Annotated in this window: 18 protein-coding genes, 1 tRNA gene and 2 pseudogenes; 12 read left to right on the forward strand and 9 right to left on the reverse strand. The window is 54.8% G+C overall.

Features of this window, described 5'->3' with window-relative positions; genetic code table 11:
- Nucleotide 1: 1 nt before the first annotated feature.
- From aroC to ACQRAJ_RS06745, 8 genes are all read left to right on the forward strand, one after another.
- Nucleotides 2–1,099 (forward strand): chorismate synthase, encoded by a 1,098-nt coding sequence (gene aroC, locus ACQRAJ_RS06710; RefSeq protein WP_427748109.1) that lies wholly within the window; start codon nt 2–4, stop codon nt 1,097–1,099.
- A 169-nt stretch (nt 1,100–1,268) separates the two neighbouring features.
- Entirely contained in the window at nt 1,269–2,414 is a 1,146-nt protein-coding gene (gene pheA / locus ACQRAJ_RS06715; protein WP_427748110.1) for a prephenate dehydratase, read from the forward strand.
- Nucleotides 2,415–3,653, forward strand: coding sequence for a shikimate kinase (locus tag ACQRAJ_RS06720; RefSeq protein ID WP_427748111.1), 1,239 nt, complete (start codon nt 2,415–2,417; stop codon nt 3,651–3,653). It abuts the gene before it with no gap.
- 100 nt (nt 3,654–3,753) lie between these two features.
- The gene (gene aroQ, locus ACQRAJ_RS06725) at nt 3,754–4,191 is read left to right on the forward strand and encodes a type II 3-dehydroquinate dehydratase (protein ID WP_022094776.1); all 438 of its coding nucleotides are present in this window, start codon (nt 3,754–3,756) and stop codon (nt 4,189–4,191) included.
- 129 nt (nt 4,192–4,320) lie between these two features.
- Nucleotides 4,321–4,770, forward strand: a complete 450-nt coding sequence (locus tag ACQRAJ_RS06730) for a DUF4869 domain-containing protein (protein ID WP_427748113.1) — start codon at nt 4,321–4,323, stop codon at nt 4,768–4,770.
- Nucleotides 4,771–4,889: 119 nt separating this feature from the next.
- Complete coding sequence (locus ACQRAJ_RS06735; RefSeq protein WP_427748114.1) at nt 4,890–5,771, forward strand: hypothetical protein; 882 nt, start codon at nt 4,890–4,892, stop codon at nt 5,769–5,771.
- Nucleotides 5,772–5,924: 153 nt separating this feature from the next.
- Nucleotides 5,925–7,049, forward strand: coding sequence for a UDP-galactopyranose mutase (gene glf / locus ACQRAJ_RS06740; protein WP_427748116.1), 1,125 nt, complete (start codon nt 5,925–5,927; stop codon nt 7,047–7,049).
- 236 nt (nt 7,050–7,285) lie between these two features.
- Entirely contained in the window at nt 7,286–9,061 is a 1,776-nt protein-coding gene (locus ACQRAJ_RS06745) for a phosphotransferase (RefSeq protein ID WP_427748118.1), read from the forward strand.
- A gap of 264 nt (nt 9,062–9,325) precedes the next feature.
- On the opposite strand, the gene ACQRAJ_RS06750 is transcribed toward ACQRAJ_RS06745, so the two are convergent.
- The 3 genes from ACQRAJ_RS06750 to ACQRAJ_RS06760 all read right to left on the reverse strand — a co-directional run bounded on the left by ACQRAJ_RS06750 (nt 9,326) and on the right by ACQRAJ_RS06760 (nt 11,081).
- Nucleotides 9,326–9,402, reverse strand: a tRNA-Arg gene (locus ACQRAJ_RS06750).
- 53 nt (nt 9,403–9,455) lie between these two features.
- Nucleotides 9,456–10,223, reverse strand: a complete 768-nt coding sequence (locus ACQRAJ_RS06755) for an ABC transporter ATP-binding protein (RefSeq protein ID WP_117776189.1) — start codon at nt 10,221–10,223, stop codon at nt 9,456–9,458.
- A 12-nt stretch (nt 10,224–10,235) separates the two neighbouring features.
- Nucleotides 10,236–11,081, reverse strand: a complete 846-nt coding sequence (locus tag ACQRAJ_RS06760; RefSeq protein ID WP_427748120.1) for an ABC transporter permease — start codon at nt 11,079–11,081, stop codon at nt 10,236–10,238.
- A gap of 161 nt (nt 11,082–11,242) precedes the next feature.
- Between ACQRAJ_RS06760 and ACQRAJ_RS06765 the strand changes: the two genes are divergently transcribed.
- Both ACQRAJ_RS06765 and ACQRAJ_RS06770 read left to right on the forward strand, forming a co-directional pair.
- Complete coding sequence (locus ACQRAJ_RS06765; RefSeq protein WP_427748122.1) at nt 11,243–12,178, forward strand: glycosyltransferase family 2 protein; 936 nt, start codon at nt 11,243–11,245, stop codon at nt 12,176–12,178.
- Nucleotides 12,179–12,351: 173 nt separating this feature from the next.
- Entirely contained in the window at nt 12,352–13,428 is a 1,077-nt protein-coding gene (locus tag ACQRAJ_RS06770; protein ID WP_427748124.1) for a LicD family protein, read from the forward strand.
- Between the two features lie 157 nt (nt 13,429–13,585).
- Here the strand turns inward: ACQRAJ_RS06770 and ACQRAJ_RS06775 are convergent, their stop codons facing one another.
- From ACQRAJ_RS06775 to rfbA, 6 genes are all read right to left on the reverse strand, one after another.
- Nucleotides 13,586–15,478: a DUF4422 domain-containing protein gene (locus tag ACQRAJ_RS06775; protein WP_427748126.1), complete on the reverse strand. Its 1,893-nt coding sequence runs from the start codon at nt 15,476–15,478 to the stop codon at nt 13,586–13,588.
- An 11-nt stretch (nt 15,479–15,489) separates the two neighbouring features.
- Nucleotides 15,490–16,500, reverse strand: a complete 1,011-nt coding sequence (locus ACQRAJ_RS06780) for a hypothetical protein (protein ID WP_427748127.1) — start codon at nt 16,498–16,500, stop codon at nt 15,490–15,492.
- Between the two features lie 95 nt (nt 16,501–16,595).
- Nucleotides 16,596–18,563, reverse strand: coding sequence for a DUF6541 family protein (locus ACQRAJ_RS06785; protein WP_427748129.1), 1,968 nt, complete (start codon nt 18,561–18,563; stop codon nt 16,596–16,598).
- A 190-nt stretch (nt 18,564–18,753) separates the two neighbouring features.
- A complete protein-coding gene (locus tag ACQRAJ_RS06790) occupies nt 18,754–20,211 on the reverse strand; it encodes a sugar nucleotide-binding protein (protein ID WP_427748130.1) in 1,458 nt (485 codons plus the stop codon).
- 13 nt (nt 20,212–20,224) lie between these two features.
- Entirely contained in the window at nt 20,225–21,244 is a 1,020-nt protein-coding gene (gene rfbB, locus ACQRAJ_RS06795; RefSeq protein WP_427748131.1) for a dTDP-glucose 4,6-dehydratase, read from the reverse strand.
- A 12-nt stretch (nt 21,245–21,256) separates the two neighbouring features.
- Nucleotides 21,257–22,156, reverse strand: a complete 900-nt coding sequence (rfbA, locus tag ACQRAJ_RS06800; RefSeq protein ID WP_427748132.1) for a glucose-1-phosphate thymidylyltransferase RfbA — start codon at nt 22,154–22,156, stop codon at nt 21,257–21,259.
- 538 nt (nt 22,157–22,694) lie between these two features.
- Here rfbA and ACQRAJ_RS06805 point away from each other — a divergent pair.
- Nucleotides 22,695–23,156, forward strand: a pseudogene (locus ACQRAJ_RS06805) (transposase); the annotation flags it as partial.
- Between the two features lie 156 nt (nt 23,157–23,312).
- Nucleotides 23,313–23,868 (forward strand): annotated as a pseudogene (locus ACQRAJ_RS06810) (hypothetical protein); the annotation flags it as partial.

A 23,868-nucleotide genomic window follows, 5' to 3' on the forward strand; every position in this document is an offset into this window, starting at 1 on the left:
CATGTCCTCGACCTTTGGCAACGTTTTGCACTTAAGCATCTTCGGCCAGTCGCACTCCCCTGCCATCGGCTGCTCGCTCGACGGCATTCCCGCCGGTATCGCCGTTGACCAGGAACAGCTGCAGGCCTTTTTGGACCGCCGCGCCCCCGGTCGCGACGAGACCGCGACCAAGCGCCGCGAGGCCGACGCCGCGCACATCATTGCCGGCGTGGTCGATGGGCACACCACCGGCGCGCCCATAGCCGCGATTATCGAGAACACCAACACGCGCTCCAAGGACTACTCCGAGTTGCGCCGCAAGCCCCGTCCGGGCCATGCGGACTACCCCGCGCGCGTGAAGTACCACAACATGCACGATGTCGCCGGCGGCGGACATTTCTCCGGCCGCCTGACGGCACCCTTGTGCATCGCCGGCGGCATTGCGCTGCAGGCGCTCGAGGCCCGCGGCATTCAGGTGATGGCGCACGTGGCGCAGATCGGCGGCATATCCGACCTGCCCATGGACGACATGGTCTATCGCGAGGCCGACCGCAAGGCGATCCTTTCGAACGACCTACCGTGCATCGACGCGGCAGCTGCCGGCCGCATGCGCGAGGAAATTCTCGCCGCACGCGATGAGCTCGATAGCATCGGCGGCATCGTGGAGTGCGGCATCTATGGGCTCCCCGCGGGCATCGGCGACCCCATGTTCGACGGTATCGAGAACCGCATCGCGCAGATCGCGTTTGGCATTCCCGCCGTAAAGGGCGTGGAGTTTGGTATGGGCTTTGCCGTGGCCGCCATGCGCGGCAGCGAGAACAACGATCCGTATCGCGTTGATGCCGAGACCGGCGAGATTGCGGTCGAGTCCAACAACGCCGGCGGCATCCTGGGCGGCATTTCCACCGGCGCGCCCGTCATGTGGCGGATGGCCGTAAAGCCGACGCCCTCCATCGGCCGCGAACAGCAGACCGTGGACATGGACGTCATGGAAAATGCGGAGCTCTCGGTCCACGGCCGCCACGACCCCTGCATCGTCCCGCGCGCCGTCCCCGTAGCCGAGGCGGCCGCAGCGCTGGCCATCTGGGACGCCCTCCTAGAAGACGCCGCCCAGCTTTAGCCCACCCACCCCGAGGGTAGTTAATTTGGGACGGGGCATTTTTAGCTACCCCCATATGCCAGTCGATATTTGCCCCGGCACCCATCGATTCGCCACCAGTCAAAGGGTAGCTAAAAAAGCCCCGTCCCAAATTAACTACCCCAGGCAACGATTCACGAAAGGGGTCTCCATGGACCTTGCCGATATTCGCCAGGCCATCGACGGCATCGATACCGCCTTGCTCAACAGCTTTGTCGAGCGCATGGACATTGCCACCGAGGTCGCCAAATCAAAGATCGAGATGGGCAAGGCCGTCTTTGACCCCGCCCGCGAGCGCTCCAAACTCAACAACCTTGCCAGCCGAGCACCCGAGCGCTACGAGGCCCAGACCATTACCCTGTTCCGCCTTCTCATGAGCATGAGCAAGGCCGAGCAGCAGCGCTACATCAACGAGCTCAAGGGCATCACGGTGTCGCAAAAAGCCCACGCCACGGCCGTAGCCTTCGATACGCCCTTCCCTCAAACGGCCTCCGTCGCCTGCCAGGGCGTGGAAGGCGCCTACAGCCAAATCGCCGCGTGCAAGCTCTTCGACGTGCCCGACATTGCGTTCTTTGAGACCTTTGAGGGTGTCATGCACGCCGTGCGCGACGGCTTTTGCGAGTTTGGCGTGCTGCCCATCGAAAACTCAACCGCGGGCTCGGTCAACGCCGTCTACGATCTTCTCGCACAGTTCGACTTCTATATCGTGCGCTCGCTGCGCCTCAAGATCGATCACAACCTGCTCGTCAAGCCCGGCACCAAGCTCGCCGACGTGCGCGAGGTCTACAGCCATGGCCAGGCCATCGCCCAGTGCGCCGGCTTTATCGAAGCCCACGGCCTGCACGCCACCAAGTACCCCAACACTGCTATGTCGGCCGAGATGGTCGCCAACTCCGATCGCACCGACGTCGCCGCCATCGCCTCGCGCAGCTGCGCCGCGCTGTATGGCCTCGAGGTGCTGGAGCCCAACATTCAAGACTCGGACAACAACTACACGCGCTTTGTCGTCATCAGCCGCGAGCCGCGCGTCTATCCCGGCGCCAACCGTACCTCGCTCATGATCACTACGGCAAACGAGCCGGGCGCCCTCTACCGCGTACTCGAGCGCTTCTACGCGCTTAACATCAACCTCATCAAGCTCGAGAGCCGCCCCATCCCCGGGCACGACTTTGAGTTTATGTTCTACTTTGACCTGGACTGCCCCTTTGGCAGCAAGGCCCTCGATGACTTGCTCGATTCCATCGACGATGTGTGCGAGAGTTTCACCTATTTTGGCAGCTACACGGAGGTGCTCTAGATGACCGAAACCGCTGCAACCCGCCCCTACGGCGTGCTGGGGCGCGTGCTGGGGCACAGCTACACCCCGACCATCTACAAGGAGCTCGCGGGGCTGGAATACGTGCGCTTTGAGCGCGAGCCTGAGGACCTCGCGGCCTTTATGACGGGCGACGAGTGGGAGGGCACCAACGTGACCATCCCCTACAAGCGCGCCGTCATGGAATACCTGGACGAGCTGAGTCCCCTGGCCGAGCGCATGGGCAACGTCAACACCATCACGCGCCTGCCCGACGGCCGCCTGCGCGGCGACAACACCGACTACTTTGGCTTCCAATGTCTGGTCGAGGAGCTGGGCGTTGAGGTTGCCGGAAAGAAGGTCCTCGTGCTCGGCGCCACCGGTGGTGCCGGCACCACGGCCAGCATGGTGCTCGGTGACCTGGGCGCCGTCGTTGTACCTGTCGGCCGCACGAGCGAATTCAACTACGACAACATCGCACAGCAGTCCGACGCGACGCTGCTCGTCAACTGCACGCCTGCTGGCATGTTTCCCCACTGCCCCGACGCTCCCTGCACGCTCGAAGGGCTCGATGCGCTCAAGGGCGTCATCGACATTGTCTACAATCCCGCCCGCACGGGACTCATGCTCGAGGCCGAGCGCCGTGGCATCCCCTGCATCGGCGGCCTGCTGATGCTCGTGGCCCAAGCGGCACAGGCTGTTGAGCGCTACACCGGCCAGATTACACCGCGCGAGCGCATCCTGGATGTGACGGAGCGCCTGTCCCGCCGCGAGCAGAACATCGCGCTCATTGGCATGCCGGGCTCGGGCAAGACCCGCGTGGGCGAGCAGATCGCCCAGCTCACGGGCCGCGAGCACATCGACTTGGATAGCGCGCTCGAGGAGCGCCTGGGCATGCCCTGCGCCGACTTTATCGTCGAGCGCGGCGAGGCAGCCTTCCGCGAGCAGGAGACGGCGGCGCTGGCCGACATCTCCAAGCGCAGTGGCCTGGTGCTCTCCACCGGCGGCGGCGTGGTCACACGCGACGAGAACTACCCGCTGCTGCACCAAAACAGCCAGATCGTGATGCTCAACCGCAAGCTCGACGAGCTGGCCCACAAGGGTCGCCCCATCACCGCCCGCGACGGCATCGATAAACTCGCAGAACAGCGCATGCCGCGTTATCGCGCCTGGGCCGACTACATCATCGACTCACGCGACTGCGCCGCCAACACCGCACGCGCCCTCCTCGACACCCTCTAAAACCTGCCAAAAAGGGACAGGTTTATTTTGGCAGGTTTTATCTGGGCAAACGCCGCAGGCAGCAAGCCCCGCCACCAACCAGACCGCAAAGGAAGCAACCATGAAAGCACTCGTCATCAACGGTCCCAACCTCAACATGCTCGGCATTCGCGAGCCGGGCATCTACGGCAGCGACAACTACGACCGCCTGGTCCAGATCTGCCAGGAGGCGGGAGCCGCACAGGGTTTTGACGAGGTCGAGGTCTTCCAGTCCAACCACGAGGGCAGCATCGTCGACAAGATCCAGGAGGCCTACGGCAAGGTCGACGGCATCGTCATCAACCCGGCGGCCTACACGCATACGAGCGTGGCGATTCTCGACGCCCTCAAAGCCGTCGCCATCCCCGCCGTTGAGGTCCACATTAGCGCCGTCGAGACCCGCGAAGACTTCCGCCAGGTGAGCTATGCACGCCTGGCTTGCTTTGCCACCATCACCGGCGAGGGCCTGCAGGGGTATGCCCACGCGCTGGAGCTGCTGAAGGAGCATCTCGAAAAGTAGCATCGCGAGCAAATCCATCAACACGACTACGCGCTAATAAAGCCAGCGCCGGCAGTAGCGACCTCGCTGCTGCCGGCATTTTATTACTGGCATATAATCGTTGCAGTCACACTACGTCTGGAGACCCACATGCTGAGCATTCACCTGGGGGATTACCCCGGTTCCATCTACGATACCGAAACCTATTTTAGGAACTCATACTTGGACTCATGGTTCGAAGACCCCATGGCCGCACAGATTATTAAACGCGTGGACGGATCAGAGCTCATCGGTCCCCACAACATCGTAAGCAAGCAGCTGGGCTCAATCACTCCACTCGAACTGTCCGGCGGCGTTAAGACGCTGCTGCTGGTGCGCAATCTCCCAAATATGGTGTTTAACGCATCCACCTGCGGAGACAACTGTGCCCGCTGGCTACTCAAGATCGGCAAAGAACAGGATGTGCTGGTGACCCTTTACCACATCATGAAATTCCCCTGGAAGAACTTTGAAATCCGCATTGAAAACGATGGCCGCATCGTCAGGAACATGCAGGAGTTTGTCGGTGCCACGAATGACTTTTTGGATGTTGATGAGTAATGAGGGGAACGCACACCGTTGTCGTAGAGCGTGCAAAGGTCAAATACACGCTCACGTTTAAACGAAATATTTCCTTCATACGCGGCAACAGCGGCACGGGCAAAACGACGCTCATCTCGATGATTCGCGACTACAACGACCGAGGACCGGAAAGCGGCGTTGCACTCAGCTGCGACGTACCTTGCGAAACGCTTTCTGGCAGACGCTGGGAGCGCGAGCTGTCGATCATCGAAGATTCAATCGTCTTTCTAGATGAGGGTAACGAGTTTATCTACTCAAAGGACTTCGCCAAAGCCGTCAACGGCTCGTCCAACTATTTTGTTCTGATATCTCGTCGCGACGCCAACGAGCTCCCCTACAGCGTCGACGAGATCCTAAAACTGGTCAACACCACAAGCAAGACGATCAATGGCCGCAAGAGCGACAGGCGCTTCTACTCGGTGACCAAGCCGCTATATGACCACACGGCAAGTATGCTGTATCAGGACCTTAACGTAGGTTTCGACAATCCCGATGCCGTAATTGTCGAGGATAGCAAGTCTGGTTATCAATTCTACAGCGCCCTTTGCAACCGACTGGGAATCCCCTGCTACACCGCTACCGGCGTAGCAAACCTAAAACGAACGATTCACGAATGCCCCGAGCAAAACGTTCTTGCCATTGGAGACGGCGCAGCGTTTGGCCCCTACATCGAAAAGGTGCTCGGACAGCGCGTTTACAAAAACGTTCGCTTGTTCCTCCCTGAATCATTTGAATGGGCGCTTTTGCGATCTGGCCTCATCCCCAACAACGACATTCCAAAAATCCTCAAGGATCCTTCGAGCTATATCGAAAGCCGCAAGTACCTAAGTTGGGAGCGATTCTTCACCGACGTATTGATCAAATACTCGGCAGACACTCGCTATGCCTACAAAAAGGCAAAGCTCAATGAGCAGTACCTGAGGCCGCAGGCAATGGATGCAGTCGGGAGCGTCTTACCCGAGTGCCTACGGGCAGAATAGCGAGTCCTTAAGTTCATTTGGAAACCTGGCAACGCTCACGCGCTGGAGCTGCTGAGGGAGCGTCTGCTACACTAACCCCAGGGACGAACACATCAGGTACGTTTGTCCCCAAACAAAAGTAACCGTCCAATTGACATACAAAGGAGCATATCCATGTCCCAGTACGATTACCTTGTCGTCGGTGCCGGCCTTTCGGGTGCCGTCTTTGCCAATGCCGCCAAGCGCGCCGGCAAGTCGGTCCTGGTCATCGACCGCCGCGACCACATCGCCGGCAACATCTACACCGAGGACGTCGAGGGCATCCAGGTCCACCGCTACGGCGCGCATATCTTCCACACCTCCATGAAGGACGTCTGGGACTACGTCAACCGCTTCGCCGAGTTCAACAACTACGTCAACTCGCCGGTCGCCAACTTCCACGGCAACATGTACAACATGCCCTTTAACATGAACACCTTCGCCAAGATGTGGCCGGGCGTCGTCACGCCGGCAGACGCCAAGGCCAAGATCGCCGAGCAGGTGGCCGCCGAGAACATCGGCGAGCCGCAGAACCTCGAGGAGCAGGCGCTGTCGCTCGTCGGCCGCGACATCTTCGAGACGCTCGTGAAGGGTTACACCGAGAAGCAGTGGGGCCGTGATTGCCGCGACCTGCCCGCGAGCATCATCAAGCGCCTCCCCTGCCGCTTCACCTACGACAACAACTACTTCAACGACCGCTACCAGGGCATCCCCATGGGCGGCTATACCAAGATGGTCGCCAGCATGCTCGAGGGGATCGAGGTCCGCTGCGGCGTGGAGTACAAAGAGCTGATCGCCGCCGAGCCCGATATCGCCGCCAAGACGATCTACTGCGGCCCCATCGACGCATTCTACGACTTTAAGCTGGGCACGCTCGAGTACCGCAGCCTGCGCTTTGAGACCGAGACGCTCGACGAGCAGGACCACCAGGGCGTGGCCGTGGTCAACTACACCGAGCGCGAGATCCCCTACACCCGCATCATCGAGCACAAGCACTTTGAGTTCGGCACGCAGGACAAGACCGTCATCACGCGCGAGTACCCGGCAGATTGGAAGCCCGGCGACGAGCCCTACTACCCCATCAACGACGCCAAGAACGAGGCCCTCTACAAGCAGTACGAGGAGCTGGCGGCGCAGGAGGGCGACGTGATCTTCGCCGGTCGCCTGGGCGGCTACAAGTACTACGACATGGACAAGGCCATCGCCGCCGCCTTCGAGCTCGTCCGCAACGAGCTGGGCGTGGAGCCCACGGAGGCGTAGGGTTAAGCATTAATCATCGCCGGCCACCCTGAATGCTAGACGACATTTGGTTTAAGAGTTGCACGTAACAGTCCATAACGCCTTTTTGATAAAAGTCTCCCCCACTCACGTATTGGAGGGTTCGAACAAATGACATTTGCTCGAACCCTCCAATGGATAGTAAAACGGAAAGTAATGCCTTCGGCTGTTCAGGTTTGCGATAGCATTTGACAAAACCGAACGCAAAGGAACCATTAATGCAGCTTACGCATAAACAGTTTAACGTCCTCTATGCCCTGAGCAGACGCCCCGGCATTACGCAACAACAACTTGCGGGCGAGTGCGAGATTGGGCTTACAGCGGCAAATGCCGCCGTAATAGACCTCTCAGAAGCCGGCCTCATCAAGGAAGCCCGCCTCACGCCTAAGGGCATGACCGCACTAAAACCCTACGCCGTGGACAATGCCGTTATCCTTGCGGCAGGCCTCTCCAGTCGCTTCGCCCCCATCTCCTACGAGCGCCCCAAGGGGCTTCTTAAAGTTCGTGGCGAAGTCCTGATCGAGCGCCAAATTGAACAGCTACACGAAGCCGGGATTTTCGACATCGTCGTCGTTGTGGGATACAAGAAGGAGTCCTTCTACTACCTCGAGGACAAATATGGCGTTAAAATCATCGTGAATTGCGCCTACGCTGAGCGCAATAACAATTCCTCGATTATGCTCGTGCGTGAGATGTTGGGCAATACGTACATCTGCTCCTCGGATAACTATTTCGAGAAGAACCCTTTCACAGACCATGCCTGGAAGGCCTACTACTCAGCCGAGTTCAACCAGGGCCAGACACCTGAATGGTGTCTGGAAACCGACACCCACGACCGCATCACCAAAGTTAGGGTCGGCGGGTCCGATGCATGGTACATGATTGGCCACGCTTATTTCGATCGAGAGTTCTCAACTCGTTTTCGAGAAATTCTTGAGGAAGAATACGACCTCCCCCAAACCCGCAACAAGCTCTGGGAAGATCTCTATGCCGATCATATCGACGAGCTTGACATGCAAATCCGCAGGTACGATCCGCCCACCATCCACGAGTTCGACTCACTCGACGAGCTGCGCAACTTCGACCCTCTTTTCCTCGAAAACCTTGATTCCGAGATTTTCGACAACATCGTTGCCGTCTTGGGATGCGATAAATCAGAAATTCGTGACGTCTATCCGCTCAAACAGGGACTTACGAACCTCAGCTGCCACTTTACGACCGATGACGGCGAGTGGGTCTACCGCCACCCCGGCGTAGGAACCGAGCTCCTTGTAGACCGCAAAGCCGAAAAAACCGCACTCGAAACCGCATGCACGCTCGGCCTTGACTCCACCTTTGTTTTTGCGAATCCCCGCCGCGGCTGGAAGGTGTCACGATTTGTGACGAATTGCAGAAACCTCGACGTTCACGACGACGCCCAATTGGCCCAAGCCATGCAAATGGCCCGCAGGCTTCACGAGAGCGGTGCAAAAGTTAATCGCTATTTTAGCTTCTATGAAGAAGGAAGGGGCTACGAACGTGCCATTCTAAAACACGGGCCCATCGATGTGCCGGATTTGTCCGAGATGGATACGCAGGCAGCCGAACTGAACAGGATGCTCATTGCCGACGGCGGCGATCCGGTCCTCTGCCACAATGATTTCTTTAGTCTCAACTTCCTCGTAAGCGGCGACGGCCATGTCGATCTCATTGACTGGGAATACGCCGGTATGAGCGACTATGCTAACGATTTTGGAACATTCTGTGTTTGTGAACAGTTAACCGAGAAGAAAATGCGCAGGGCACTAGAGCATTACTTCAGCCGCAAGCCAACCGATGCGGAATGGCGTCACAACCTGGGCCAGGTGGGCATGGCGGGCTGGTGCTGGTACACATGGGCACTGCTTAAAGAGGCAGAAGGCGATAACGTTGGCGAGTGGTCCCATATCTACTACCGTTATGCCAAAACTTACCTTAAGAAGGCGCTCGAGCTCTACAAGGAGTGCAGCGGGTAAGCAGCGGATTGTCTCCCCATCACATGTTTAAGAGGAGCAAAATCAAGGCGGCATCATCAGCGGCGACGACCGCCATAGCAAGGGGTACCGAAAAGGAAGCGAACACACTTATTATCGTATAAGCCCCATAACCAAGCATGCAACCATTATCGAAATAAGGCTGCAAGTCATCCCCATGCCTTACAGTCCGCGTTAAACGATGTCACGGCTGAACGCTTATAAAGCAAAGACCCGGCATGATAACCGGGTCTTCAAAAACTCTTTTGGTGCTCCATGGCGGATTCGAACCGTCGACCTTGGGATTAGAAGTCCCCTGCTCTATCCAACTGAGCTAATGGAGCATAAAGTCGCGTATCCAAGCGAGTGCAAGTTCACGCGGCTAATAAATTATAGCCTACTTGAACTGGTCGTGGTACGCCTTGCAAACCTCATCCACGGGGCCATCCATGCGTAGATCGCCCTTCTCGATCCATACGGCACGCTGGCAAATGCGCTCAACCTGCTCCATGGAGTGAGAAACGAACAGAACCGTGACGTCGCCGCTCTCAATAAAGTGCTGAATGCGGCGCTCGCACTTCTGCTGGAAAAAGACATCGCCAACAGAAAGCGTCTCATCGACGATAAGGATATCGGGCTCGGTAATCGTGGCGATAGCAAAGGCGATACGCGCGACCATACCCGAAGAGAAGTTCTTCAGCGGCATGTCAACGAAGTCTTTGAGCTCAGCGAACTCGATAATCTCGTCAAAGCTAGCGTCGATAAACTCCTTGGTATAGCCGAGCAGCGCACCGTTCAGATAGATATTCTCACGCGCGGTAAGCTCCGGGTCAAAGCCAGCACCAAGCTCAATCAGTGGCGCGATATTGCCGTGGACCTTGACCTCACCCTCGCTGGGCTCCAAAACGCCAGCGATAATCTTGAGCATCGTAGACTTACCGGAGCCGTTAGTACCAACAAGGCCAACAACCTCGCCGCGATGCACATCAAACGAAATGTGCTTAAGCGCCCGGAACTCCTCAAAGAACAGCTCGTGCTTAGCGAGTTTAATGAAGTACTCCTTGAGATTCGTAAGCGACTCAGACGCCATGTTAAAGATCATGGTGACGTCTTTAACCTCGACAGCAAGGGGCTGCTTGCTGTAATCAATAGCAGATTCAGTCATGAACAGCACTCCTTAGATGTAGAGAATAAACTTGTGCTCGGTCTTGTGGAACACGGTATAGCCAATGGCAAGAGTAAAAACAGCCCAAGCAACGCAAAGACCAAACGTAAGCGCAGAAGGCATGGTATTAAACAGGAAGATATCGCGCATAAACTGCAGATAGTTGTACATGGGATTCACAACCACCAGAACCTGAATCCAGTGAGCCATCTTGCCAATGAAGTCAGTCGTCCAGAAAATCGGCGTCAGATACATCCAGGCAGTAATGACAACACTCCACAGATGCATAACATCGCGGAAGAAGACTGCCAACGCCGAAAGCATCAAACCCAAACCCATGCAGAAACACATGAGCAAAAGGAGACAAACCGGCAACAGGATTAAATGCCAAGTAGGAACTACATGGAACCAGAGCATGACCAAGGCGACGGCGACCAGAGAGAAAGCGAAGTTAACAAGCGAAAACAATACCTTCTGCACCGGGAATACCCAGCGATGCACCTTGACCTTCTTTAGCAGTGAGGAAGCCCAAATGATGGACATAAGCGCTTGGTTCGTCGACTCGGACATGACGGAAAACGTCACGTTACCAACGATCAAATAAAGCGGATACATCTCAGGCGTGATGGAGCCATTACGACCTTGAGCAAAGATAGTCGAAAACACGATCGACATGACAATCATCATCAACAAAGGATTAAGAACGGACCAAGCTACGCCCAAAACGCTGCGACGATACTTAATCTTAAAATCCTTGGTAACCAACTGCCTGAGGATAAATTTGTCCTTCTCATAATCATTTTTAGCGTGAGAGGCCGGTTTAGCCACCGCTTTCTGACTCTCAAGATTGTCAGCCACGGACCATCTCCTTGTCTCGCAAAACATAACAGTGGAAAGTATAGCCCTCCCGCGCAGACGATAACTCACCGCAACAAATCTGGAGAACTAACCCATATCTAATCAAAGGGATAGTTGATGGTTATACTTTCGACCAGTTGAGTCATTAAAGGAGGTCCTATATGGACTATTCGAATATCGCCGTCATTATCCCTTGCTACAACGAAGCATTAACGATCGGCAAAGTTGTCGATGACTTTCACCGCGAATTGCCAGACGCAACAGTATACGTTTACGACAACAATTCTGCCGACAATACGGCACAGATAGCCAAGCAGCACGGGGCTACAGTGCGACATGAACCAAGACAGGGCAAAGGCAACGTCTGCCGCCAAATGTTTCGCGATATCGACGCCGAGTGCTACTTGATGGTTGATGGAGACGACACGTACCCCGCCGAAGCCGCCAAATCGCTCTGTGAGCCCATCCTTAATGGCGAGGCAGACATGACCGTCGGAGACCGTCTCTCTAATGGCACCTATGCAGAAGAGAACAAAAGAGCATTTCACGGGTTCGGAAACAATCTTGTTCGCGCTATGATCAAGTGGATTTACGGCTACAGCTTTGACGACGTGATGACCGGCTACCGAGCCATGAGCAAACCCTTCGTCAAGACCTTCCCCGTTTTGAGCGAGGGCTTCCAAATTGAAACCGAGCTCTCCATCCATGCCGTCGATCACCGCTGGCGCATTCAAGACGTACCAGTAGAGTATCGAGATAGGCCCGCAGGCTCCGAGTCCAAGCTCAACACAGTAGGTGACGGTATTAAAGTTATCGCAATGATTGGAACGCTTTTTAAGGATTACCGGCCACTCAAGTTCTTTAGTCTTATTGCATTCATCTTTGCCGTCATAGGTCTCACTCTCGGAATCCCAATTGTTGCGGAGTACTTCCAAACCGGCTTAGTCCCCCGCTTCCCCACAGCCATGCTCGCGGCCTCATTCATGTTTCTGTGCGGGCTGAGCCTGGCAACCGGCCTCATCCTCGACTCCGTAGCAAAAGTTGAGAAAAAACAATGGGAACTGCAGGTGTATAGCAAAACAGAATGCAGTCACTAGCGATGCCACAAATTAAAGGGCGGTATACAAATTTTATTTAGCATTTAATCATGCTATCCACCGCTTAATGGGAGCCGGGCTCCACTCATCCAGATTTAATCAGTCGTCGCAAAACCATCGAACTACGTAGGCTATATTAAACAGAACTCAATTCTCAACACGAAGGATACAGAATGGGCATCCTGTCACGCATCGTCGACCATCTTCCCGCATCAAAGCGAGCAATTAGAGATCTTCGCTCAGATGTCTATGAACTCTATGAACTCAACCGATCCATCAATGCGAGGATCGAGCAGGCCGACAACGGTATTAACGACAACCTGAATTTTAGGGCCGAATGGCTTAAAAGTGATAACGACGGCGTTTCGATGAGAATCGAAACGATGCTTTGGCAGCTTTACCGAAACGACAACGAAGATCTACAAGACACAAAGAAGCGTTTTTTCGCATCGCTTCCAAAAGCCAATGGCGGGCTCAGGGCAATGCAACTCGGATGTGCAAAGCTGCTTGGAGAGTTTGACTCATTATGTAAAGACAACGGTCTTCAATACTGGATTGCATTCGGAACGCTTCTTGGAGCAATCCGACACCAGGGCTTTATTCCTTGGGATGACGATAGCGATCTCGGCATGATGCGATCGGAGATTGACAGACTTATCGATATTGTCAGCGATGACGAACGGTATCGAATCTCAATCGTTTACGATGTCTGGAACTTCTGTAAGCAAGTTCGTTTTATGTACGCAGACATTAATAATCCCTGCTTTTTAGACTTGTTCATATTTGAAGAGAGCGGCAACGCCGATAAAAAGACGTTTGAAAAACAGCTAGAACTAAGAATGAAAATGATAGCTGAGATGAAAGACGCCCCCTACTACAGCGAATGGAAAGAAAAGGAATTCATTCCAGCATCCGATCCACTAACAACCCAAATAGAAGAAACGTTTGCAAAATACCGCTCGATCGAAATGAGCCAGGGAATAATTGATGGCCAAATAACTAATGGCATGCTTTGGGGCATTGAAAACATCTACTATTTATCTGATTACAAATGGGCTTGTCAAAAGCGAGAAGTGTTTCCGACGCAGACAATTTCATTTGAACGGATTTCTTGCCAGGCGCCAAAAAATCTAAGAAAGTTTACCGAAGATGTATATGGAGACATCTATCGTGTTCCAATGGACATAACTACACACTGCGAACATGTCAGCAAAGAGCAACTCCGCGCATTAGAGAACCAAGAGTTATAGGGCGCTGCCATCAATGGATTGGCGTTCGACTCGAAACACCAATCCATTAAATGTGTTTAAACTTCATTATGACGACCGTGTAATTGTCCCTGCAATAGCACGGTCGAATCTACTATGACGGCCACTCTGTGACGATAGCTTGAATAGACTATTTTAGCTATCGAAAACGCCTAATCAGAGAAACCATCTTAAACATAACCCTATGTCGCCTTGTCCCAACTGGAAACAACGTCCGTTTTAATCCAAGCGGTCGGTATTCCGCAAGCATAACTAAAAGTGACTCATACGCATCCATACACCTGGCCAAACGCCAATAATCACGACAAAGTGCATTCGCCGGTTCAGAGAATGGAGTCGTATCCGATGAATAGAGCAACAATCCACTCTCATCGGAGGCCTTATACTCCTTTGCCGTGCACTCGTTGGCCCACATGCCAACTTCTTCAAAGGACACCACGGGCATACTGCTCGAATTCGGGATAAGGCTGAAATTTAGCTTGCGCATCATAAGGCTTCGAACCGCAAATACACTTAGCGGGAAGCAGAAAGCATCTTTAGCGCTGCCCGGTTTCTTTTTATGCGACTGATACTTTTGAAACTCTTTAGCCAACTCGCCTCTTGGATCGATGCCCAGCTCAGATGCACAGGCACAGTACAACTCATATGGCTCAGGACAGACAGTAGAAAGCTGAGACAAATCAACAATAAGAGCGGACGCCTCGCTCATCTCCCAACCACCTGAAGCGGCAAGATATGAGTCACGCAAACGAGACGAAGCTGGCTTATTAAGCTCTTTCTCGAGGAAAACGCTCTTTACGGCAGCGAGTGAATCTTGTACGCCATTAATAATCTCGGCTGGGTCTTTTTTAAAGAAAGCACACCCCTCAACCCAAAGAACTCGATGGCGACCAGTCAAATCGACATTCATCATGCGAGGGAGCATAAAAGGCAGAACAATATGCGCTTCGGCAGCATCCATAGAACCAAAGAGGTCGCTGGGTCCAACTACCGGGAAAGTTGCTTGTCTGATTTCCAGATTCTCCGGAATAGCCTCGATTATATTAAGGCAATTGGAAAAGTTAAACTGACAATTATGAATTAGAAGCAAACGATACTTTCTTCTCGCGTCAAGCTGACGAATTAAGCTCTCAAGCGCGACGGCAAATTTAATAGGCGCCAATTCCACATAGCGCCATACGATATCAACCGTTTGGTTATCGACGGCAGCAGCATTAAGCGGTGCAGGCGTCTCTTCAAAGAATACAAGCGGGCGCTCCGAGATTTTAATCCCCTTCTTAGAGATATGAGAAACGAATACGCTGTATAGGATCTCGCCCAAATAGCCACAAATACGTTTGTGAGTAGTCGTTTTGTTCTCATAGTCATATTCAGAGTCAAACTGCTGAAGAATCGAAAACTCAAATGCACAGAGTTCGTCGAAGAGGGCCTTCTTCATCACGAAGCAGTTGTAGCCCAGATACTTGGAACCGTTAAGATATGCGACAAGCTCGTCTACATAATCAGGCTGAACAATCTTGCAAATATCAACCATATGGTCTAGCTCGGCTTGAGTAACAAGGCCATAAGCACACATATGGTCCCTTATAGTTTTTTTAGGGCCGCAAGGAGTGGGAACTCCCCTCACGTCCCAATAAGGAGCGCGTACAAGGTCGACCTTCTCGACACAGTCCCTAATCAAAGCCTCGTTTGCTAGCTGATACTTTTTAATTGACAGTGGAGACAAACATTCATCCTCAATCTGAGCATGATCGTTCGACTCATATTTCTTCTCATCAAAATTGAAAAAACGGCGGTAATGGCATTGGCCAACATAATCTGCCTCTAAGTTTTTCCAGGCCCAATACTGACCGCTCATTTCACAAAAAGTGAAATTCCGATCGGAGATATTCTCACCGCAATCATCGCGCTGGCATCCAGGAATAGTCTCCTTGCCCAAAGAACCGACATGAACAGGTAGATACAGGTCGGAGCAAGGAATGCAGACGGGCTTATGACACGAAACTAGAATCTTGATGTTGGGTTTAGACATATATCCCCCGGCTACGCCTTAAGCTTAAATTGATCACGATGATTGGCGTGAAACTCAACCATCGTCTTTGTTTGCGCGCCACCGTAACCAAGATGGCCCACAACAATGTTTTCATTTACAACCATCACTCGCCCAGTAAAGCATGCATAGTTGCAAATATGCTCCTCGTCGTCTCCAAGGCCATATGGACCTCCGACAAAGGTCAACGGGAAATGCCCAAACTCATTCCATGCATCGCGTGTGAACAGAATGGCACCGATGCTATAGCGAATCGGGCAAATTGAATACTGGAAACCTTCATTTTCAATTGAGAAGCGCTCCGTAAGCGCATCGATATCGCGCAAAACAGGCTGAGACTCGCCCCACATATAGCGAGCGACCTTAGGTTCGGAAATGACCTGTCGATTGTGATGCAAACCATCCGAATATTTCATATCCGTGAGACCGGTATTCCTGAAATCATCCAAGAGATTCAACTTATCTAGCAAGCGAAGATGCCCATAGCAACTGACATTAATTAGAGGAGAGACAAACGCAGGCTTATACAGGGTGTTAGACTCAAGTTCCTCATAGGTATCAAGCATCGCCTCAAAGAAGCCCTTGGTCAAAAACATATCCTCATCGAGCTTATAAATCCACTTAGCCCTGGGATGGCATTCAATCGCAATATTCTGAACAACAGATAGATGATTAACAGAAGTCGAAAGATAGGACCAACCATGCTCAGCGGCAATTTGCTTAAGCTCTTCGTTCACAAGCCCGCTGGTCATTACGCACACATCAACATCGGAAGGCACATATGCCGAAATACGGCCAAAAACGTCTTCCCATAATGTCGGTTTGTATCCAGCAAGAATAATGCAGAGCTTGTCGCTGCCCTTGCTACGGTCGATAAAGTCATGAGTTCCAGACTGAATGGCTTGAACGGCCTCATCACCACGAAGATCGCGACGAGCCTTTAGGAATGCCTTGCCAAGCTTATTCGAGTTAATGGCATCATAAACAGTGTTTTTAAGAGACATGCACTACTCCTACAAATCAGTAACAGGAAAAATGATAAGCCACCCGCTGCCCAACGGGTGGCTTATTGCGAAGCTCTAAAAATGAATAGAAGTTATTAATCGACTATTTTATATAGTCGCATGTCACCATCAGATATTATGAGCTCAAAACCCGGTGTAGTTTCATCAATAGTCAATACTCCGCTCCATTTCTTGGGGTTATAGAATGCCTCATAGAATGTTGCTTCAGAATCATCAGATTGATCTAGCTGCAAGACATATTGAGCCCCAGTAGCCTTAACAGCGTTTCTTACAGCACGGCTCCAGGAGAACTCGCTTAAATGCCTATCTATTATCAAGTTATCACCAGAATCTGAAGCAAAAAACTGGCGTCTTGCAATATTCAAATCAGCCGTAACGTAAGCAAAGGCTGATCCATCGTATGGATTATTGATTACCAGCGATTCGCCAACAACATCTTTGCATCGATGCAAAAAAGAAATCTCATCGTCGGTTAAACTGACAGCAGTGGTGGATAGCTCGTATAAACGACTGGCTCTTGAGCCAAAGGCGGTATTCACCCATCCGTTACCTGCATCAATATGGCTGGGGGCAAAAATGATAGCGAGGCAGGAAATTAACGCAACGCCATAAGAGACCATCAATGTACGCGTATCACGCTTGGCAATTGCCTTACAAAGTAAATCAAGAAGGAAACAGAAGCCGAGCGTCGCTAAGGGAATTAAAACAAAAACACAGTTTGCCGCGATTCTATCAACATCGTTGTACCAAAACCCGGTCAAAAAATCAGTGAACGTGTTGGCAGGAACCGAGGAGGAAAGGACGTATCCAACTCCAAAGTAAACCAAGCTAGGAATTAGCCATATGTGCTGATTCGAAAGCAAAGCAGCAATAACGCCAAAAGAAACTAGAACCGTCAGCGGCCACTGAGAAACCGAATTTCGATACCCAAAATTAATAAAATCAATAACAGCCTGCGAGGTACTTGCATAGCTGCTGTGCGGGTAGTGAACAACATCACTAAAAGAACTGCTATTAAATACGGCCACCAGCAGGAATAGAACAACTAATGAAAAAAGGACTACTCGTAGAATACTCCCACGTCTTACAGTGCCGTCGATGTCGTCAGTGATAAATGGGCGAATAAAAACATAGGGCAAAAGAATGAAGATAGCAGTGAATATAGAATTCGGCTGCGACAGAGCAAGTGCGATGGATGCGATCACAAATGCAACCGCCCAACGAGCACGGTCATTTGATTTGTTGCATTCAATCATTTTAATAAACAGCGCTAAAATGCAGGGCAAAAGCGAAAAAGATGCGAAATTCGAATACAGAGGGCCGGCGACCAAAAAACCCCATGGAAAAGACGCAAACGCGAACATGAAAAATGAAGCAGTTAATTTCAAGCGAAACGAGTCATGAAATATTACCGTCGTAAAAGTATAGATAGATGAAGGGAGCACAAACAGGAGGAACGCAGCGGTGCCGACATTCTCGGCCATTGCAGCAGGCAATCCTAGAATCGTCCCGACCAGAGCACAGACTACGTGCCATGCGGCGGGATAAAAGGAGAGATCCGACAGCAAAGCAAAACTGGACGGAAATACAGTAGCTTGGAAGATTGAAAAACGCTCGGTCTTCATATAAGCATGAATCAAGTTCAGATGAAAAGCGTTGTCAAACTCCTGCACAAAAGACAGCGGGCCATCTAAGTTCCATACGAAATACCAAACACCCAGAAAGACTCCGACACACATATACGCCAGCAAGAGAATCCAGTCGGATTGATTGGGACAAAACAGTCGACACCTATTCTTCCCGAAGACGAGGCCCGCCAAGACGGTAATCAACAAAAAAAGAGCTATTAGGCCCCGCCAACCTACCCTAAGCCCCAATAAGCCCAATCCGGCGCCAATCAAAGACAGCTCGCATACGGCGATAGCCGGAGACAGTGATATTCCGAAGGGCCCATTGAAACCAAAAAAATGAAGTTGAATAGCGGTAGGCACATATAGAAGCAGAATACACAAACATAATCCGACAGCGTATGTAGCCCACATCGTCAAGTTCTCCCTTTCTAATAGTTAATTAAACACAGCAGTCATATATAAGCGCGCTAGCCCAAGTTAAAATCGAATATATATAGACGGACATAGTCAGGCATATCTACAACCGCAATTAATGCATAGCGCAGTCAAATTGAAGCAAATCAACGAGACTTGAAAGCTATTCTTATGCAAGCGCTAATTTCTAATCAAGTGCCTTAAGGTACTCACCCAGCTCCTCCTCCCAGTCGGGCATGTGGAAGCCCACGGCCTCGAGCCTGGACAGGTCGAGCGCGGAGTAGACCGGGCGCGGCGCGACGGGGCCCTCGGCGCCGGCGTAGTAGTCGGCGGTCGAAACCGGCACGACCCTGTCACCGTTGCCGTTGGCGGCCTCGAAGACGGCGAGGGCGATGTCGGCCCAGGACTTGACCGCGCCGGAGCCGGTGCAGTCATAGGTGCCGTAGGGGGCGTGCGTCCCCAGCACGTGGAAGATGGCCTCGGCCATGTCGCGAGTGAAGGTCAATCGGCCCAGCTGGTCGTCCACGACCGTGACCTGAGTGAGCTTGTCCTCGGGGTCGGCGACGCGGTCGGAGAGGCCCTTCATCGTCTTGACGAAGTTGTGTCCCTCGCCGATGACCCAGGAGCTGCGCATGATGTAGTGGTGCGGGCACCCCGCCACGGCGATGTCGCCCGCGGCCTTGGTCTGGCCGTAGACGGACAGCGGGCTGAGGGGCTCCCCCTCGGTGTGGACCTCGGCGGCGCCGTCGAAGACGTAGTCGGAGGAAACGTGGACGAGCGTGACCCCGTGCTCGGCGCAGGTGCGGGCGAGAAGGGCCGGCCCCGTCGCGTTCGCCTTCCAGGCGGTCACGCGGCCCTCGGGAGTCTCGGCCCTGTCGACCGCCGTGTAGGCGCCGCAGTTGATCACGGTGCCGTAGAGCGACCAGTCGTATTGTGAATAGGCGTCCGGGTCGGACATATCGAAGGTGTCGATGTCGCAGAAGTCGAAGTCCTTGGCGATGCCGCGCTCCTCGGCGAGCGCGCGCACCGCATGGCCCAGCTGGCCGTTGCAGCCGGTGACGAGCGTGCGCTTGGGCGCCATGGGAACGACGTCCTTCAGCATCGGGTGGTTGAGGTCGGCCTCGGAGACGGTGGCCTGGTCCAGCGGAATCGGCCACTCGATGGCGAGCTCGGGGTCGGCGAGGTTCACGAACGTGTAGGTCCTCTTGAGCTCCAGCGACCAGTGGGCGTCCACCAGGTAGGTGTAGGCGGTGCCGTCCTCGAGCGCCTGGAAGGAGTTGCCCACGCCGCGCGGGACGTAGATGGCCCTGGACGGGTCGAGCGTACAGGTGAAAACCTTGCCGTAGGTGGCGCTGCCCTCGCGCAGGTCCACCCAGGCGCCGAAGACCGAGCCGCGGGCCACGGAGATGAACTTGTCCCAGGGCTCCGCGTGGATGCCGCGAGTGACGCCCCTCTTCTCGTTGTAGGAGATGTTGTTCTGGACGAAGCGGAGGTCGGGGATGCCCAGAGCGGTCATCTTGGCGCGCTGCCAGTTCTCCTTGAACCAGCCGCGCGAGTCGCCGTGGACGGCCAGGTCGACGACCTTGAGGCCCTCGATGCCGGTCTCGGCGACCTTCAGGTCCTTCTCGAATGCGATATCCGCCATGTCTCTCCCCTCCTTACTGCCCCTGGGCGCGGTAGCGGGCCTCGGTGGCCTCCTTGGCGGGGCGCCACCAGGCCTCGTTGGCGACGTACCAGTCGATGGTGGCCTTGAGGCCCTCGGCGAAGTCGGTGTGGGCCGGCCTCCAGCCGAGCTCGCGCTGGAGCTTGGTCGAGTCGATGGCGTAGCGGCGGTCGTGGCCGGGGCGGTCGGCGACCCAGTCGAAGTCCTCGGGGTCGCGGCCCATCGCCTCCAGGATCATGCGCAGGACCGTGATGTTGTTCTTCTCGCCATTTGCGCCGATGAGGTAGGTCTCCCCCATGCGGCCGCGGGTCAGGATGTCCCAGACGGCCGAGGAGTGGTCCTCGGTGTGGATCCAGTCGCGGACATTCTCGCCGCGGCCGTAGAGCTTGGGGCGCACGCCGTCGACGATGTTCGTGATCTGCCTGGGGATGAACTTCTCCACGTGCTGGTAGGGGCCGTAGTTGTTGGAGCAGTTGGAGATCGTGGTGCGCAGGCCGTAGGTGCGGGTCCAGGCGCGCACGAGCATGTCGGAGCTGGCCTTGGTGCTCGAGTACGGGGAGCTCGGCCTGTACGGCGTCTCCTCGGTGAACTTGGCCGGGTCGTCGAGCGCCAGGTCGCCGTAGACCTCGTCGGTGGAGACGTGGTGGTAGCGGACGCCGTATTTTCGGACGGCCTCCAGCAGGCGGAAGGTGCCCTCCACGTTGGTGCGGAGGAACGGCTCCGGGTCGGCGATGGAGTTGTCGTTGTGGCTCTCGGCGGCGTAGTGCACGATCGCGTCGTGGCCCGGCACCAAGTCATCGAGCAGCTCCGCGTCGCAGATGTCGCCCACGACGAGCTCCACGCGGTCGGAGGGCAGCCCGGCGATGTTCTCGGGGTTGCCGGCGTAGGTCAGCTTGTCCAGGACGGTCACGTGGACGCCCGGGTGGTTGTTCACGACGTAGTGGACGAAGTTGCTGCCGATGAAGCCGCAGCCGCCCGTGACGATGATGTTCTTGGGTTCGAAGATCTCAGACATGAGGGTTATCTCCTAGTACTCGCGCGGGCTGTTGACGATCTCGCCGGCGGCGACCTTCTTCAGGTGCTGACCGTAGACCGACTTGCCGTAGGCCTTCGCGGCCTCCTCCAGCTCGGCGGTCGTGATCCAGCCGTTCTCCCAGGCGATCTCCTCAGGGACGGACACGGGCAGGTCCTGGGAGTGCTCCACGGCGCGGACGAACTCCGCGGCCTCGTGCAGGCTCTCCATGGTGCCGGTGTCCAGCCACGCGTATCCGCGGCCGAGGGTGACGACGGAGAGCGTCCCCTCCTCCAGGTACATCTGGTTGAGCGTGGTGATCTCCAGCTCCCCGCGGGCGGAAGGCTGAACCTCGTGGGCCTTGGCGGCGACGTCGCCCGGGTAGAAGTACAGGCCGGTGACGGCGTAGGAGCTCTTGGGCTCCGCGGGCTTCTCCTCGATGGAGACGGCCCTCCCCTGCGCATCGAACTCGACGACGCCGAAGCGCTCGGGGTCGTCCACGTGGTAGCCGAAGACCGTGGCGCGGCCCGATTCTGCGTTCTGGACGGCGCGCGTCAGGTGGCGCGACAGGCCGTTGCCGTAGAAGATGTTGTCGCCGAGCACGAGGGCGCACGGCTCGCCGGCGATGAAGTCCTCGCCGATGGTGAAGGCCTGGGCCAGGCCGTCGGGGCTCGGCTGCTCGGCGTAGGAGAGGTTGACGCCGTAGCGCGAGCCGTCCCCGAGCAGGCGCTCGAAGTTGGGGAGGTCCGTCGGCGTGGAGATGACCAGGATGTCCCGGATGCCCGCCAGCATGAGGGTGCTAAGCGGGTAGTAGATCATGGGCTTGTCGTAGACCGGCAGCAGTTGCTTGGAGGTCACGAGCGTGAGCGGGTACAGGCGCGTGCCGGACCCGCCGGCGAGGATGATGCCTTTCATAAACAAAACCTAACGGAGAATAGATAATCAATAAACGCTAAGATAAAATATTACACACATTCTTGTTGTAAAAGAACTGAAGCAACGATGCGTCCTCATTAAATATGAACTAAGCATATAGTTGAGAATTAGAAGTATTTACTATTTACTAGTAAAAAAGAATCATACAATCAGATAGGCAACCTAATGATGAGCGATAAGACCCGATCAAACTAAGTTTTTGGCACACTTTACAAAACCTATTAATTCAAATTCCAAAAATACAGGACTAGAAGTTCTAACAAATATTCTCAAAGAAAAAAGACTGCGCACGAGCAAGATGCCATGGACAAATACGGATGCAATTTGCTTCACAGAATGCCCTTGGAGCAGCATGCCCGACCATGCGGCCAAATACAGCCCGTATGGAATTGGATTGATCGCGTCGAAAAAGTTGGTGTAAGGGTAGCACCCTAACGTCCTTTTAACGAAGAACGGCCTTCGTCCTACAATCTGAAATCACCGCAACAACAGGTTCCAGGAAAGGACGAAGACCGCTATGGAAATCTTATCAGACCCGACGCCGAACATGCTCGCCATGCCCCGGTTCGACGACGGCGCCATCGACATGCAGGAGCTGCTCAGGCGCCTCGACGAGCAGGTCGTGAACGCCGTGATGGACGCCGAGGCCGACCAGCTCTGCGGTGGCGGGGCGAACAGCCGAAACGGGTACCGGGAGAGGTCGCTCGCCACCTGCGTCGGCACGCTGACGCTGCGCATCCCAAAGCTGCGCTCCGGCAGCTTCTTCCCGGACGACGTGATCGAGCGCCACCGGCGCGTGGACCGCGTGCCCGTTGCCGCCGTCGCCGAGATGTACGCCATCGGCACGAGCGCCCGCAAGGTGCAGAGGGTGGCCGAGAAAATGGGCGTCTCCAGGCTCTCCAAGGACCAGGTGAGCGCCATCGCTTCGAGCCTGGACGCCGGCATCGAGGAGCTCTGCGCAAGGCCCCTCGACGGCTTGTGTTTGGTAGCGTCTTATTTGCGGGTTTGAGCGTCGGAAAGTTTCGGGTCTGAGCACGAAAAAATTACTGGTTCGTGCATGGGCACGCCGACCATCCCGCGATTGGCCAAACATGTCGTTGCTTCGGTTTACGACGTGAGGAGGGCCAGAGGGGAAATGATCGGCGTGGACAAGATAGAGGATATACGCAGGAGGGCGCGGCGTGGCGAGCCGATTGCGGCGATCGCGAGGGCGGTCGGCGTGTCGGAGCCCACTGCGAGGAAGTACGCCAGGATGGACGACCTGTCGCCCGAACCCCCGAGGAGGAGGAAGCCCGAGAGCGAGGTGCTCGCCTCCTACGAGGGGACGATAGACTCCTGGCTCGACGACGACTGCAAGAACTGGCGCAAGCAGCGCCACACGGCCGTGAGGGTGTATGTGAGGTTTCGGGACGAGCTGGGCTACGACGGCTCCTACTCAACCGCGCAGCGCTACGTCAGGCGCCGCCGCGAGGAGATGGCCAGGGAGCGCGACCACAGGGACACCGAGGGCTTCCTTACGCTGAGCTGGCCGCCCGGCGAGGTGTTAGCGTCAATCTATTTTTCACCAGTTTCGCTAATCAGGCGCGCCGTTCGCGCAAAGGCGGTTTCACCGGTTGCGCTAACGTATTTTCACCGATTCCGGTCACTGCTTGACGGGGCCGTCCCTCGGCAGGTCCTTCAGCCTGTAGGAC

The organism is Collinsella sp. SGI.184 (assembly GCF_050313415.1).
GTDB lineage: Bacteria > Actinomycetota > Coriobacteriia > Coriobacteriales > Coriobacteriaceae > Collinsella.

What these genes read in the sequence shown, in the direction of transcription:
- aroC (WP_427748109.1), top strand. Translation starts at nt 2, where the DNA reads ATGTCCTCGACCTTTGGCAACGTTTTGCACTTAAGCATCTTCGGCCAG.
- pheA (WP_427748110.1), top strand. Translation starts at nt 1,269, where the DNA reads ATGGACCTTGCCGATATTCGCCAGGCCATCGACGGCATCGATACCGCC.
- ACQRAJ_RS06720 (WP_427748111.1), top strand. Translation starts at nt 2,415, where the DNA reads ATGACCGAAACCGCTGCAACCCGCCCCTACGGCGTGCTGGGGCGCGTG.
- aroQ (WP_022094776.1), top strand. Translation starts at nt 3,754, where the DNA reads ATGAAAGCACTCGTCATCAACGGTCCCAACCTCAACATGCTCGGCATT.
- ACQRAJ_RS06730 (WP_427748113.1), top strand. Translation starts at nt 4,321, where the DNA reads ATGCTGAGCATTCACCTGGGGGATTACCCCGGTTCCATCTACGATACC.
- ACQRAJ_RS06735 (WP_427748114.1), top strand. Translation starts at nt 4,890, where the DNA reads ATGATTCGCGACTACAACGACCGAGGACCGGAAAGCGGCGTTGCACTC.
- glf (WP_427748116.1), top strand. Translation starts at nt 5,925, where the DNA reads ATGTCCCAGTACGATTACCTTGTCGTCGGTGCCGGCCTTTCGGGTGCC.
- ACQRAJ_RS06745 (WP_427748118.1), top strand. Translation starts at nt 7,286, where the DNA reads ATGCAGCTTACGCATAAACAGTTTAACGTCCTCTATGCCCTGAGCAGA.
- ACQRAJ_RS06755 (WP_117776189.1), bottom strand. Translation starts at nt 10,223, where the DNA reads ATGACTGAATCTGCTATTGATTACAGCAAGCAGCCCCTTGCTGTCGAG.
- ACQRAJ_RS06765 (WP_427748122.1), top strand. Translation starts at nt 11,243, where the DNA reads ATGGACTATTCGAATATCGCCGTCATTATCCCTTGCTACAACGAAGCA.
- ACQRAJ_RS06770 (WP_427748124.1), top strand. Translation starts at nt 12,352, where the DNA reads ATGGGCATCCTGTCACGCATCGTCGACCATCTTCCCGCATCAAAGCGA.
- ACQRAJ_RS06775 (WP_427748126.1), bottom strand. Translation starts at nt 15,478, where the DNA reads ATGTCTAAACCCAACATCAAGATTCTAGTTTCGTGTCATAAGCCCGTC.
- ACQRAJ_RS06780 (WP_427748127.1), bottom strand. Translation starts at nt 16,500, where the DNA reads ATGTCTCTTAAAAACACTGTTTATGATGCCATTAACTCGAATAAGCTT.
- ACQRAJ_RS06785 (WP_427748129.1), bottom strand. Translation starts at nt 18,563, where the DNA reads ATGTGGGCTACATACGCTGTCGGATTATGTTTGTGTATTCTGCTTCTA.
- ACQRAJ_RS06790 (WP_427748130.1), bottom strand. Translation starts at nt 20,211, where the DNA reads ATGGCGGATATCGCATTCGAGAAGGACCTGAAGGTCGCCGAGACCGGC.
- rfbB (WP_427748131.1), bottom strand. Translation starts at nt 21,244, where the DNA reads ATGTCTGAGATCTTCGAACCCAAGAACATCATCGTCACGGGCGGCTGC.
- rfbA (WP_427748132.1), bottom strand. Translation starts at nt 22,156, where the DNA reads ATGAAAGGCATCATCCTCGCCGGCGGGTCCGGCACGCGCCTGTACCCG.